A 12,465-nucleotide genomic window follows, 5' to 3' on the forward strand; every position below is an offset into this window, starting at 1 on the left:
ATCGAAATAATTAAAACGAAAAACCAAGCACTGCTTTTTTCTGCTTTTTCATTAATGATTTTTTCAGTACTTTCTTACTTCATCCAAAACCAGAAGGCCGAAATAAAGGCGCATATCGGAAAGCTTTACACCGACGTAATCAAAGATTCCACATTTCCGATAGAACGCAAAACGGCTTTTTACCCCAGCACCCCTCCTGAAGCGAATTCCACTTGGATAAATAGCCCCGTCACCATCATCTTTGACGACCCTGTTCATGGTTTTAAACTCCCCCCCACCCTTTACGGAGCGGTGAGCTATAGAAAGGGACAGGTCGACGGTATTTCGACGTCGCCCATGATGGAGGCATTACCGTTCAACCAAACTGAAAAACTGCTAAACGAACTTCAAACGTTGTTCAAAACCGCTGGCTGGACACCTCAACAGGCCGAAGGCAACGACTGGATAAAAGTCTCAACCGATGAAGAAAAAAGCCAATTACAACATAGATTGTTCAATCATGCTGATGGCGTCATTCTTCTGATTCCTTACACATACAGCTTACTGCTACATATTAAATGTCATCATCGCTGCGACGAGAAAAATCCTGAAACCGTTAAATACCTGATTGATTTAGGTTTAGGACAAGATTTTTTCAGTGATTGAAAGTAAATCATCCGAGTACAGAGAACATGACAATGCGAAAAACAGTAACCACTCTTGGATTAGTCGTTTCACTCCTAATAATTTTATATATTCTCTCCCCTTCAAGAGGAACCGATACGATTTCCTTGCATATCGGAAAACATTACGAAGATATCATTCGTGATTCAACGTTCCCCGTAAGGTCCGAAACAGTCATTCGCCCAACCCACCCACCGGAAGAGGACTCAACATGGTTTACCGACCCCGTCATTATAAAATTTGACGACTCCGAACATGGTTTTATTTTACCTCCCACTCGGTTTGGCGCCGTGGGTTATTACGATGGGAGAGTGACCACGATTACCACATCTCCGATGCTAGAAACCCTAACCTTCGATCAGCTAATCCCACTGGTTAAACACTTACAGGAAATGCTAAAAAAATCGAGATGGATGCCAGAAAACGTCCACAACTACACATGGCTAAAACTGGACAATGACATCGAAAAAAATGCGCTGCAGCAATTGCTGTTTAATCATATTGCATTGGTTATGCTTCGCGTGCCTAAAAAGTATTCACTTGCCCTTAACGTAAAATGCTACATCCGCTGCGAAGAACGAAACCCAAAAACAGCAAGGTATTTAATTGATATCAGTGTGGGCAGGGATTTCAGAACCCCACAAGAGCCTCAATAACCGAGCGGCCAAGCCCACAAAACCCCCACCTGGCCGCCCGTCTCTATCACGCCGCGCTAAACAGCTTGTGCGGGTCGATCACAAACTTCTTCGGCACACCCGCGTCGAACTCGCCGTAGCCGCGAGGGGCGTCGTCCAGGCTGATCACTTGCACACCCACGATTTCGGCGATGTTGATGCGGTCCCACATGATCGCCTGCATCAGTTGGCGGTTGTACTTCATCACGGGGGTCTGCCCGGTGTGGAAGCTGTGGGATTTGGCCCAGCCCAGGCCGAAGCGGATGCTCAGGCTGCCGATTTTTGCCGCCGCGTCTACCGCGCCCGGGTCTTCGGTGACGTAGAGGCCCGGGATGCCGATTTTGCCTGCCACGCGCACCACGCCCATCAGCGAGTTGAGCACGGTGGCCGGGGCTTCCTGTTTGGCGCCCGCGTGGCCGTGGCCGCGGGCTTCGAAGCCCACGGCGTCGACGGCGCAGTCCACTTCCGGTTCGCCCAACAGGGCGGCGATTTGTTCGTGCAGCGGGGTGTCTTTGGAGAGGTCGGCAATCTCGAAACCCTGGGCCTTGGCGTGGGCCAGGCGGACCGGGTTGACGTCGCCGACGATCACCACCGCCGCCCCCAGCAGGCGGGCGGACGCGGCCGCCGCCAGGCCCACAGGACCGGCACCGGCGATATACACGCTGCTGCCTGGGCCCACACCGGCGGTGACGGCGCCGTGGTAGCCGGTGGGCAGGATGTCGGAGAGGCAGGTCAGGTCGCGGATTTTTTCCATGGCCTTGTCGCGGTCCGGCAGTTTGAGCAGGTTGAAGTCGGCGTAGGGCACCAGCACGTACTCGGCCTGGCCGCCGGTCCAGTCGCCCATGTCCACATACCCGTAGGCGCCCCCGGCCCGGGCCGGGTTGACGGTGAGGCACACGCCGGTGTGTTGCTCTTTGCAGGAACGGCAGCGCCCGCACGCAACGTTGAACGGCACGGACACCAGGTCCCCCAGTTTCAGGTTTTCGACATCGCTGCCCTTCTCCACCACTTCGCCGGTGATCTCGTGCCCCAGCACCAGGCCGACCTGGGCGGTGGTGCGGCCGCGCACCATGTGCTGGTCGGAGCCGCAGATGTTGGTGGACACCACGCGCAGGATCACACCGTGCTCGATTTTTTTGCCCCGCGGGTCCTGCATTTTGGGGTAGTCGATTTTCTGAACTTCAACCTGGCCATTACCCAGGTATACGACGCCACGATTGCCAGACATGCTTTCACCTCGCTGTTGTTGTTATGGAACCGCGCTGCCCTATGGGTAGGCAGCGCGCTGAGTGCTCGGGTTACAGATGCTGTTTCCTTGTGTTGTTTGTGCAGGCGCTACGACCGTCAGAGCACCACCGTGCGATTGGCGTTCAAAAACACCCGCCGCTCGATGTGATACCCGACCGCCCGCGCCAGGGTCAGGCCTTCGATGTCCCGCCCCTTGGCGATCAAGTCTTCGGGGTAGTGGCTGTGGTCCACCACCTCCACGCCCTGGGCGATGATCGGCCCTTCGTCCAGGTCGTTGTTGATGTAATGCGCGGTGGCACCCACCAGTTTCACGCCCTTGTTGTAGGCCTGGTGATACGGCTTGGCGCCCTTGAAGCCCGGCAGCAACGAGTGGTGAATGTTGATGGCCTTGCCGTCGAGCTTGCGGCACAGCTCGGGCGACAGCACCTGCATGTAGCGCGCAAGAATCACCAGCTCCGCACCGGCGTCTTCGATAACCTGCCACACCCGCCGCTCCTGGGACGGCTTGTCGTTGGGGTCCAGCGGGAAGTGGTGATAAGGGATCTGGTGCCAGTCGGCCAGCGGCTTGAGGTCCGGGTGGTTGGACACCACCGCCACCACGTCCATCGACAGTTGCCCGATGCGCTGGCGGTAGAGCAGGTCGTTGAGGCAGTGATCGGCCTTGGACACCATGATCACCACCTTGGGCCGGTAGTGCGGCGCCGTCAGCTCAAACAGCATGCCAAAGGTCTTGCCCCGCTCGACCAGGCCTGCGCGAAAGGCTTGCTCGTCGAAACCGTCGGGTTGGCGGAACTCCACGCGGATGAAAAACCGCCCCGAAAGCCGGTCGTCAAAGGAGTGGTGTTCGGTGACGTAGCAGCCCTGCTCAAACAGGTAGCGGGTGACCGCGTCCACCGTGCCGAGCACGCTGGGGCAATCGGCGGTCAAAATCCATGTATCGGGTGCGCGGCTCATGGGTTGCTCCTCAGGCCTGGACACTCAGGCCGTATTCGGCGGATGCGTCTTGCAGCCACAGCCACCAGTAATCCGAGAAGCTGCGGCGCACCACCAGCTCCCAGGTGTCTTCGGCCACGTGGCGAATCACCAGTTGCGACTTGGCAAACACCGTGCCCACCGCCTTGCCCACCGGGAAGTTAGTGGGGTGCACGTCGTAGCTGGTGGATTTCATCAGCACATCACGCACGTTCGGGCCGCTCAGTTCGAGGATCTGCTGGCCGCCGCTGACGTTGACGACCTGGATGTGCAGGTCGCCCAAGGCTTCGCGCAGGCGTTGTTCGGCGGCGAATTCTTCACCGCTGGGCACCACCAGCAACCACTCGTCCGGGCCCAGCCATTGCAGGCTGGTGTCACCGTTGACGATGACGGTCAGCGCGGCGGGCAGTTCAATGCCCAGGGCCTTGTGCACACCGGCGGCGAAGGCGGCGTCATGGCCGTCGCCCCGCAGGGTCAGGTGGCCCAAAAGCTTTTTCTCGCGCACGGTGACGCCCGCGTTCTTGCGGCCCTTGCCGGCCAGGCTGGCGAGGTCGGCATGGTGCAGCGACGACTCGGCCTTGGCGCCGGTGGTGGGGCGTTGTTGGTACACATTGGCTGCTGTCATAAAGCACCTTGTCTGAATGCCGGGGTGGCGGGTCTGGCCTGATCGCAGGCCAGCCCGCGCCCCCCGTTGGAACATATTTTCCTGCGGGGCAGGCGCCTCGGTGTGTCAGATGTTCTGGCGGTCGCCCTTGGGGTCGAAGAACACCGAAGACACGATCTCGGCCTCGATCACGCTGCCATCGGCCAGCGGCGCGAAAACCCGCTCGCCGATACGCTTCAAGCCGCCCTTCACCACGCCCATGGCAAACGAATAGCCCAGGGAGTTGTGCGCATAACTTGAGGTGACGTGGCCGACCATTTTCATCGGGATGCTCTGCTTGGCGTCGAACACCAATTGCGCGCCTTCGGGCAGCCACACGTTCGGGTCGATCGGCTTGAGGCCCACCAGTTGCTTGCGGTCTTCGCGCACGCAATCTTCGCGATTCATCCCGCGCCAGCCAAGCCAGGAGAACGGTTTGGTGCGGCCCACGCACCAGCCCATGTTCAGGTCGTCCGGGGTCATGGAACCGTCGGTGTCTTGCCCGACGATGATGAAGCCCTTCTCGGCCCGCAGCACGTGCATGGTTTCAGTGCCGTACGGGGTCAGGTTGTACTGCTTGCCCGCCTCGACGATTTTCTCGAGCACGCCCATGGCGTAGTCGGCCTGCACGTTGACTTCATACGACAGCTCGCCGGTAAACGAGATACGGAACACCCGCGCCGGAACGCCGCCCACCAGGCCTTCTTTCCAGGTCATGAACGGGAAGCCGTCCTTGTCCAGGTCGATGTCGGTGACGTGGCTCAACAGCTTGCGGCTGTTGGGGCCGGACAGCGTCATGGTCGCCCAGTGGTCGGTGACCGAGGTGAAGTACACCTTGAGGTCCGGCCATTCGGTCTGCTGGTAGATCTCCAGCCACTGCAACACGCGAGCGGCGCCGCCGGTGGTGGTGGTCATCAAGAAGTGGTTGTCGGCCAGGCAGGCGGTCACGCCGTCGTCGAACACCATGCCGTCTTCTTTGCACATCAGGCCGTAGCGGGCCTTGCCCACGTCGAGCTTGGTCCAGGCGTTGCTGTAGATGCGGTTGAGAAACTCGCGGGCGTCGGGGCCCTGGATGTCGATCTTGCCCAGGGTGGAGGCGTCCAGCAGGCCGACGCTGTCACGCACCGCCAGGCATTCACGCTTTACCGCCGCGTGCAGGTCTTCACCGTTGCGCGGGAAATACCAGGGGCGTTTCCACTGGCCGACGTCCTCGAACTCGGCGCCGTTTTTCACGTGCCAGGCGTGCAAGGCGGTGTAGCGCACCGGCTCGAAGATGTGCCCACAGTGGCGGCCCGCTACCGCGCCAAACGTGACCGGCGTGTAGTTGGGGCGGAACATGGTGGTGCCCATCTGCGCGATGGTCACGTTCAGCGAACGCGCGGCAATGGCCAGGCCGTTGACGTTGCCGAGCTTGCCCTGGTCGGTGCCAAAGCCGAGCGCGGTGTAGCGTTTGACGTGCTCCACCGACTCGAAACCTTCGCGGGTGGCCAGTTCGATGGCGGCGGCGGTCACATCGTTTTGCAAGTCCACAAACTGCTTGGGCGCGCGCGCCGTGGCTTTTTCGTGCGGCACCTGGAACAGCGCCAGCGTCGGTTCTTCCAGACGGCTCAGGGCCTTGGGCAGCGTGCCTTCCACCGGCGCAAACCCGGCTTCGCTGGCCGCGCGCACGCCGCCTTCAAAACCGTCGGCCAGGGAATCACCCAGGCCGTACACGCCATTGAGGCCGCCCACACACACGCGTTTTTGCGGGGCCTCGCCTGGGATGAAACCCAGGATGTCTTCACGCCAGGTCGGCTTGCCGCCCAGGTGCGAAGCCAGGTGCACCACCGGGCTGTAGCCGCCGGAGCTGGCCACCAGGTCGCATTCCAGCCACTCGCCGGGGCTGGTGACTTTATGCGCCTTGACGTCGATGGCGGCCACGCGGGCGCCGGTCACGTGCTTGCTGCCCCGCGCTTCGATCACGGCGCTGCCGGTGAGGATGCGAATGCCTTTGGCGCGCGCCTCTTCCACCAGCGCACCCCGTGGGTTGTGGCGGGCGTCGGCCACCGCCACCACGCTCAAGCCTGCGTCGAGCCAGTCCAGCGCCACGCGGTAGGCGTGATCGTTATTGGTCGACAGCACCAGTTTTTTACCCGGCGCCACGCCGTAACGGCGCACGTAAGTGGACACGGCACCGGCCAGCATGTTGCCCGGCACGTCGTTGTTGCCGTACACCAGCGGGCGCTCGCAGGCACCGGTCGCCAGCACCACGCGCTTGGCACGCACGCGGTGAATGCGCTGACGCACCTGGCCGATGGGTGCGCGGTCGCCGAGGTGGTCGGTGAGGCGTTCGTGAATGGTCAAGAAGTTATGGTCGTGGTAGCCGTTGACCGTGGCGCGGGGCAGCAGCACCACGTCGGGCAGGGCCTTGAGCACGGCGAGCACACTGGCGACCCACTCGGCGGCAGGCTTGCCGTCCAGGCTTTCACGCGAGTCCAGCAACGAGCCGCCGAATTCTTCCTGTTCATCGGCCAGGATCACCCGCGCCCCACTGCGCGCCGCCGCCAGTGCAGCGGCAAGCCCCGCGGGCCCTGCGCCCACCACCAGCACGTCGCAGTGGCGGTTCATGTTGTCGTAGGTGTCCGGGTCGTTCTCGGTCGGCGAGCGGCCAAGCCCTGCGGCCTTGCGGATGTACTTCTCGTACGTCATCCAGAACGACTGCGGGTACATGAAGGTTTTGTAGTAGAACCCCGGCGGCATCAGCTTGCCGCCGACCTTGCCGAGGATGCCCATCATGTCGTTGTTCACGCTCGGCCAACCGTTGGTGCTGGTGGCGACGAGGCCCTGGTACAACGCTTGCTGCGTGGCGCGCACGTTGGGGATTTGCGTCGCTTCGGTGGCGCCGATCTGCAACACCGCGTTGGGCTCTTCGGCCCCGGCGGCAAAGATGCCACGGGGGCGCGAAAACTTGAAGCTGCGGCCAATGATGTCAACGCCGTTGGCCAGCAGCGCAGCGGCCAGGGTGTCGCCTTCAAAGCCTTTGTAGCTCTGGCCGTTGAAGGTAAAGGTGAGCACTTTATTACGGTCGATGCGGCCGCCGTTGGACAGGCGATTGATCTGGCTCATACCTTCTCTCCAGAAGCCTTGGCGGTAAATTGCGGCTTCTCGCCGATCTTGTAGGTTTCAAGTATTTCGTAGGTCAGGGTGTTGCGAGTGGCGTTGAAGTACTGGCGGCAACCGGCGGCGTGAATCCACAGCTCGTGGTGCAGGCCACGGGGGTTGTCGCGAAAGAACATATAGTCGCCCCACTCTTCGTCGGAGCAGGCGTTGGGGTCCAGCGGGCGCGGGATGTGCGCTTGGCCGGCGGCGTGGAATTCCTCTTCGGAGCGCAGCTCAAGGCAGTGAGGACAGAAGATATGCAACATGGGGAATTTCTCCTGTTAGTGAGCGACGGCCGCAGCGCCGTGTTCGTCGATCAACGCACCGTTGTGGAAACGGTCGATGGAAAACGGCGCCGCCAACGGGTGCATCTCACCCTTGGCCAGGCTTGCCGCAAACACGTTGCCCGAGCCCGGGGTAGCCTTGAAACCGCCCGTGCCCCAACCGCAGTTGAAGAACATGTTGGGCACCGGGGTTTTGGAGATGATCGGGCAGGCGTCCGGGGTGGTGTCGACGATGCCGCCCCACTGACGGTTCATGCGCACGCGGGACAACACCGGGAACATCTCGACGATGGCCTGGATGGTGTGCTCGATCACTGGGTACGAACCGCGCTGGCCGTAGCCGTTGTAGCCGTCGATACCGGCACCGATCACCAGGTCGCCTTTGTCGGACTGGCTGATGTAGCCGTGCACGGCGTTGGACATGATCACGCTGTCGATGATCGGCTTGATCGGCTCCGACACCAGCGCTTGCAGCGGGTGGGATTCGATCGGTAGGCGGAACCCTGCAAGCGAGGCCATATGGCCCGAGTTACCGGCCGTGACCACCCCGACGCGCTTGGCGCCGATAAAGCCCTTGTTGGTTTCCACGCCGATGCACACGCCGTTTTCCTTGCGAAAGCCGATCACTTCGGTCTGCTGGATCAGATCCACGCCGAGTGCGTCGGCAGCCCGGGCAAAGCCCCAGGCCACCGCATCGTGACGGGCCACGCCGCCGCGCCGTTGCACGGTGGCGCCGAGTACCGGGTAGCGGGTGTTTTTCGAGCAGTCCAGGTAGGGGATCTCGTCCGCCACCTGCTGGGCGTTGAGCAGTTCGCCGTCCACGCCGTTGAGGCGGTTGGCGCTCACGCGGCGCTCGGAGTCGCGGATGTCTTGCAGGGTGTGGCACAGGTTGTACACGCCGCGCTGGGAGAACATCACGTTGTAGTTCAGGTCCTGGGACAGGCCTTCCCACAGTTTCATCGCGTGTTCGTACAGGTGCGCCGACTCGTCCCACAGGTAGTTGGACCGCACAATGGTGGTGTTGCGCGCCGTGTTGCCGCCGCCCAGCCAGCCCTTTTCGACCACGGCCACGTTAGTGATGCCGTGCTCCTTGGCCAGGTAGTAAGCGGTGGCCAGCCCATGCCCGCCGCCGCCGACGATGACCACGTCATAGACTTTTTTCGGCGTGGGCGTGCGCCACATTTTCTGCCAGTTTTCGTGGTGGCTGAGGGAGTGCTTGAAGAGGCCGAAGCCTGAGTAGCGTTGCATAGTCATTGCTCCAAAACCGCTCAGCGATAAACCGGGAAATCAGCGCACAGGGCAGACACATGCTTGGCCACGTTGGCCTCTACATCGGCATCGCCAAGGTTGTCGAGGATGTCGCAGATCCAGCCGGCCAGCGCAAGGCACTGCGGGACTTTGAAACCGCGCGTGGTCACCGCTGGCGTACCGATGCGCAGGCCCGAGGTCACGAACGGCGATTGCGGGTCGTTTGGCACGGCGTTTTTGTTGACCGTGATGTGGGCGCGTCCCAAGGCCGCATCGGCATCTTTGCCGGTGAGGCCCTGGCGGATCAGGCTGACCAGGAACAGGTGGTTGTCGGTGCCGCCGGAGACCACGTCATAACCGCGCTTGATGAACACCTCGGCCATGGCCTGGGCGTTGTCGATCACTTGCTGTTGATACGCCTTGAAACCTGGCTCCAAGGCTTCCTTGAAGCACACCGCCTTGCCCGCGATCACGTGCATCAACGGCCCGCCCTGGGCGCCCGGGAACACCGCGGCATTGAGTTTTTTCTCAATCGCTTCGTTGGCCTTGGCCAGGATCAAGCCGCCCCGTGGGCCGCGCAGGGTTTTGTGGGTGGTGGTGGTGACCACATCGGCGTACGGCAGCGGGTTGGGGTACAGGCCCGCCGCGACCAGGCCTGCGACGTGGGCCATGTCCACGAACAGCAGCGCACCGACCTTGTCGGCGATGGCGCGAAAACGCGGGAAATCCAGGGTCTTGGAGTAGGCCGAAAAACCGGCCACGATCATTTTCGGCTGGTGTTCCACGGCCAGGCGCTCGACCTCGTCGTAGTCGATCAGGCCGGTATCAGTGTTGATGCCGTATTGCACCGCGTTGTACAGCTTGCCCGAGGACGACACTTTGGCGCCGTGGGTCAAGTGGCCGCCGTGGGCCAGGCTCATGCCCAAAATAGTGTCACCGGCCTGCAGCAAGGCCAGGTACACGGCGCTGTTGGCGGAGGAACCGGAGTGGGGCTGCACGTTGGCGTAGTCGGCACCGAACAGCTGCTTGGCGCGCTCGATGGCCAGCGCCTCGACTTTATCCACATGCTCGCAGCCGCCGTAGTAACGCTTGCCCGGGTAGCCTTCGGCGTACTTGTTGGTGAGGCCGCTGCCCTGGGCTTGCATCACGCGTTTGCTGGTGTAGTTTTCCGACGCGATCAGCTCGATATGATCTTCCTGGCGCTGCTCCTCGGCATTCATGGCCGCGAGCAGTGCATCGTCATAACCCTGGATCTGGTCTTGCTTGCTGAACATCGCGTCTCTCCCAGCGTTTCGTCTTGTTGAGGCCCGTGTGCGAGACCGGGCCCTTTGACGAGATGGTAGGGCTGGGCAGGCGCGGTCAAATGCCTACGCACGCCACGCAAAGGTGCGTTTACGACATGGCCCGGCAAATGTGCGCAGGGTGCTTGTCTGAGCGTGTATGGGCATGTCCGACAATCTTGGTTAAAGTGCCTGGCAACATCGACCACAGGACTGGGCCATGACCGACAAGAGCCAACAATTTGCCAGCGACAACTATTCCGGCATCTGCCCGGAAGCCTGGGCCGCCATGGAGCAAGCCAACCAGGGCCATCAACGCGCCTATGGCGACGATGAATGGACCCACCGCGCCGCCGACGGTTTTCGCAACCTGTTTGAAACCGACTGCGAAGTGTTCTTTGCCTTCAACGGCACGGCGGCCAACTCCCTGGCGCTGTCGTCCCTGTGCCAGAGCTACCACAGCGTGATCTGCTCGGAAACCGCCCACGTCGAAACCGACGAATGCGGCGCGCCGGAGTTCTTTTCCAACGGCTCCAAACTGCTCACCGCCCGCACCGAAAACGGCAAGCTGACGCCAGCGTCGATCCGCGAGATCGCCCTCAAGCGCCAGGACATCCACTACCCCAAGCCGCGCGTGGTCACCCTGACCCAGGCCACGGAAGTGGGCAGCGTGTACACCCCCGATGAAATCCGCGCCATCAGCGCCACCTGCAAGGAACTGGGCCTGAACCTGCACATGGACGGCGCGCGTTTTTCCAACGCCTGCGCTTATCTTGGCTGCTCGCCTGCCGACCTGACCTGGAAAGCCGGGGTGGACGTGCTGTGCTTTGGCGGCACCAAGAACGGCATGGCCGTGGGCGAGGCGATCCTGTTCTTCAACCACGCGCTGGCCGAAGACTTCGATTACCGCTGCAAACAGGCCGGGCAACTGGCGTCCAAGATGCGCTTCCTGTCCGCCCCGTGGGTGGGCCTGCTGGAAAACGACGCCTGGCTCAAACACGCCCGCCACGCCAACCGTTGCGCGCAGTTGCTCAGCAGCCTGGTGGCCGACATTCCCGGCGTGGAACTGATGTTCCCGGTGCAGGCCAACGGCGTGTTCCTGCAACTGTCGGAACCGGCCATCGCCGCCCTGACGGCCAAGGGCTGGCGTTTTTACACCTTCATCGGCAAGGGCGGCGCACGCTTCATGTGTGCGTGGGACACCGAGGAAGATCGCGTAAGAGAATTGGCCGCCGACATTCGGAAAGTGATGAGCACCTGAAAAATCGGGGGTTAGCGCTATTCCTGGGGGTTTACAGAGACTGTTATCTGATATTTCTGACAGTATCTATCCCCCTTCCACCTCCGCTAGGATCGCCAAACCCGAACAGACGGCCACGCCGTCGTTCGGGTATGACTGCCTGCCGAATCATCGGCTGGAAACGGAAATCCTATCGAGGCTTACACCATGGAAGATCAACGTTACGGCAACCTGCTCAAAAGCGAGCCTGTGCTTTCCGACACCTACATTGGCTGGGATGAGTTCAGGAAACTGGCGAATGTCGGCGACTCTATCAAAGACGGTGCGAAGACACTGAGGATCAGTGACAAAGTATTTGAACTGACAGCTTCAGGCGAGCAGTTCGCGATTCATATCTACGTACGTGAATAACCGAGCCTGACCGTTCCCACGCCCCGGCGTGGGAACACTGCCCCCGCCTACACCCCGCTTGAACGGTGACCTCATGGGAAGAAGTCGCTACCACCTTGTTGAACCCGACCAGCCGCATTTCCTGACCTGTACGGTGATGGAATGGCTGCCTTTGTTCACTCGCCACTACCTTGTCGATCACCTGCTCAATTGCTGGCGCTACCAGCAAGCGCAGGAACGGTTGAAGCTCTACGGGTATGTGGTGCTGGAAAATCACCTGCACTTCATTGCCCAGGCGCCAGACTTGGGTCGGTGCCTCAGCCAATTCAAATCCTTTACGGCCCGCAGCATCATTGACGACCTGCAGCGCAAAGGGGCCGAGCGCGTACTGGAGCGGTTACGCTTTTGCAAACGGGCGCATAAGCGCGATCGTGCCTATCAGCTTTGGCAGGAGGGGTCGCATGCCGAATGGGTGTTCAGCGAAGACGTCATGCGCCAGAAACTGGATTACATCCATCACAACCCCGTGAAACGCGGATACGTCGACCTGGCCGAACACTGGCGCTACTCCAGCGCCCGCAACTATGCCGGGCGCGAAGGCCTGATCGACATCCAGCGCTGGTACTAGCGGGATGGCGGGACGCGGAGCGTCCCTGGAGGCGTTACCACGCGGAGCGTGGGAACG

The 12,465-nt window shown here is 61.1% G+C and carries 12 protein-coding genes; 5 read left to right on the forward strand and 7 right to left on the reverse strand.

Translation table 11 applies throughout. From position 1 onward, the window contains the following. Both ACW9H9_RS27290 and ACW9H9_RS27295 read left to right on the forward strand, forming a co-directional pair. Positions 1–645, forward strand: a 645-nt coding sequence (locus tag ACW9H9_RS27290; RefSeq protein WP_457346457.1) for a hypothetical protein, incomplete at its 5' end; no start/stop codon positions are given. Positions 646–671: 26 nt separating this feature from the next. After that, the gene (locus ACW9H9_RS27295; protein ID WP_457346458.1) at positions 672–1,319 is read left to right on the forward strand and encodes a hypothetical protein; all 648 of its coding nucleotides are present in this window, start codon (positions 672–674) and stop codon (positions 1,317–1,319) included. 46 nt (positions 1,320–1,365) lie between these two features. Here the strand turns inward: ACW9H9_RS27295 and fdhA are convergent, their stop codons facing one another. The 7 genes from fdhA to glyA form a co-directional block, all read right to left on the reverse strand. Continuing rightward, positions 1,366–2,565: a formaldehyde dehydrogenase, glutathione-independent gene (gene fdhA / locus ACW9H9_RS27300; RefSeq protein ID WP_457346460.1), complete on the reverse strand. Its 1,200-nt coding sequence runs from the start codon at positions 2,563–2,565 to the stop codon at positions 1,366–1,368. 116 nt (positions 2,566–2,681) lie between these two features. Continuing rightward, entirely contained in the window at positions 2,682–3,539 is an 858-nt protein-coding gene (gene purU / locus ACW9H9_RS27305; RefSeq protein ID WP_457346461.1) for a formyltetrahydrofolate deformylase, read from the reverse strand. A 10-nt stretch (positions 3,540–3,549) separates the two neighbouring features. Beyond that, positions 3,550–4,182, reverse strand: a complete 633-nt coding sequence (locus ACW9H9_RS27310; RefSeq protein ID WP_457346462.1) for a sarcosine oxidase subunit gamma — start codon at positions 4,180–4,182, stop codon at positions 3,550–3,552. A 105-nt stretch (positions 4,183–4,287) separates the two neighbouring features. Beyond that, positions 4,288–7,305, reverse strand: a complete 3,018-nt coding sequence (locus tag ACW9H9_RS27315) for a sarcosine oxidase subunit alpha (protein WP_457346463.1) — start codon at positions 7,303–7,305, stop codon at positions 4,288–4,290. Continuing rightward, positions 7,302–7,604: a sarcosine oxidase subunit delta gene (locus tag ACW9H9_RS27320; RefSeq protein ID WP_457346464.1), complete on the reverse strand. Its 303-nt coding sequence runs from the start codon at positions 7,602–7,604 to the stop codon at positions 7,302–7,304. The genes ACW9H9_RS27315 and ACW9H9_RS27320 overlap by 4 nt, the downstream gene beginning before the upstream one ends. 15 nt (positions 7,605–7,619) lie before the next feature. Beyond that, the gene (locus ACW9H9_RS27325) at positions 7,620–8,870 is read right to left on the reverse strand and encodes a sarcosine oxidase subunit beta (protein ID WP_003176546.1); all 1,251 of its coding nucleotides are present in this window, start codon (positions 8,868–8,870) and stop codon (positions 7,620–7,622) included. A 20-nt stretch (positions 8,871–8,890) separates the two neighbouring features. Continuing rightward, positions 8,891–10,144, reverse strand: coding sequence for a serine hydroxymethyltransferase (gene glyA / locus ACW9H9_RS27330; RefSeq protein ID WP_457346466.1), 1,254 nt, complete (start codon positions 10,142–10,144; stop codon positions 8,891–8,893). Positions 10,145–10,370: 226 nt separating this feature from the next. On the opposite strand from glyA, the gene ACW9H9_RS27335 reads away from it, so the two are divergent. From ACW9H9_RS27335 to ACW9H9_RS27345, 3 genes are all read left to right on the forward strand, one after another. After that, positions 10,371–11,411 (forward strand): threonine aldolase family protein, encoded by a 1,041-nt coding sequence (locus tag ACW9H9_RS27335; RefSeq protein ID WP_457346467.1) that lies wholly within the window; start codon positions 10,371–10,373, stop codon positions 11,409–11,411. A 186-nt stretch (positions 11,412–11,597) separates the two neighbouring features. After that, complete coding sequence (locus ACW9H9_RS27340) at positions 11,598–11,801, forward strand: hypothetical protein (RefSeq protein ID WP_457346468.1); 204 nt, start codon at positions 11,598–11,600, stop codon at positions 11,799–11,801. A 73-nt stretch (positions 11,802–11,874) separates the two neighbouring features. After that, on the forward strand, positions 11,875–12,408 hold the full coding sequence (locus ACW9H9_RS27345; protein ID WP_457346469.1) for an REP-associated tyrosine transposase: 534 nt from the start codon (positions 11,875–11,877) through the stop codon (positions 12,406–12,408). Positions 12,409–12,465: the final 57 nt, after the last annotated feature.

This window comes from Pseudomonas sp. SDO5215_S409 (assembly GCF_054071325.1).

Excerpts from the sequence above, each read along its gene's own strand:
- ACW9H9_RS27295 (WP_457346458.1), top strand. The coding sequence starts at position 672 with ATGACAATGCGAAAAACAGTAACCACTCTTGGATTAGTCGTTTCACTC.
- fdhA (WP_457346460.1), bottom strand. The coding sequence starts at position 2,565 with ATGTCTGGCAATCGTGGCGTCGTATACCTGGGTAATGGCCAGGTTGAA.
- purU (WP_457346461.1), bottom strand. The coding sequence starts at position 3,539 with ATGAGCCGCGCACCCGATACATGGATTTTGACCGCCGATTGCCCCAGC.
- ACW9H9_RS27310 (WP_457346462.1), bottom strand. The coding sequence starts at position 4,182 with ATGACAGCAGCCAATGTGTACCAACAACGCCCCACCACCGGCGCCAAG.
- ACW9H9_RS27315 (WP_457346463.1), bottom strand. The coding sequence starts at position 7,305 with ATGAGCCAGATCAATCGCCTGTCCAACGGCGGCCGCATCGACCGTAAT.
- ACW9H9_RS27320 (WP_457346464.1), bottom strand. The coding sequence starts at position 7,604 with ATGTTGCATATCTTCTGTCCTCACTGCCTTGAGCTGCGCTCCGAAGAG.
- ACW9H9_RS27325 (WP_003176546.1), bottom strand. The coding sequence starts at position 8,870 with ATGCAACGCTACTCAGGCTTCGGCCTCTTCAAGCACTCCCTCAGCCAC.
- glyA (WP_457346466.1), bottom strand. The coding sequence starts at position 10,144 with ATGTTCAGCAAGCAAGACCAGATCCAGGGTTATGACGATGCACTGCTC.
- ACW9H9_RS27335 (WP_457346467.1), top strand. The coding sequence starts at position 10,371 with ATGACCGACAAGAGCCAACAATTTGCCAGCGACAACTATTCCGGCATC.
- ACW9H9_RS27340 (WP_457346468.1), top strand. The coding sequence starts at position 11,598 with ATGGAAGATCAACGTTACGGCAACCTGCTCAAAAGCGAGCCTGTGCTT.
- ACW9H9_RS27345 (WP_457346469.1), top strand. The coding sequence starts at position 11,875 with ATGGGAAGAAGTCGCTACCACCTTGTTGAACCCGACCAGCCGCATTTC.